Here is a 262-nt window from a genome sequence, read left to right as displayed (position 1 = left end):
GGACCGGTAGTTCAGTTGGTTAGAATGCCGGCCTGTCACGCCGGAGGTCGCGGGTTCGAGTCCCGTCCGGTCCGCCACGATGACGCACAATCTAAGCAGTACCGCGTGGGCGATTAGCTCAGTTGGTTAGAGCACCAGCCTCACATGCTGGGGGTCACTGGTTCGAGTCCAGTATCGCCCACCACGCGGACCGGTAGTTCAGTTGGTTAGAATGCCGGCCTGTCACGCCGGAGGTCGCGGGTTCGAGTCCCGTCCGGTCCGC

General features: G+C 63.0%; 3 tRNA genes. All 3 read left to right on the top strand.

Annotated elements, in window-relative coordinates:
• Positions 1-77 (top strand) — tRNA-Asp (locus tag ETC07_RS15235).
• Positions 78-107: 30 nt separating this feature from the next.
• Positions 108-184: transfer RNA gene (locus ETC07_RS15230), tRNA-Val, on the top strand.
• Between the two features lie 3 nt (positions 185-187).
• A tRNA-Asp gene (locus tag ETC07_RS15225) sits at positions 188-261 on the top strand.
• Position 262: the final 1 nt, after the last annotated feature.

The organism is Halomonas borealis (assembly GCF_004798905.1).
Taxonomy (GTDB): Bacteria; Pseudomonadota; Gammaproteobacteria; order Pseudomonadales; family Halomonadaceae; genus Halomonas; species Halomonas borealis.
This window is presented reverse-complemented; position numbering and strand designations above follow the sequence as displayed.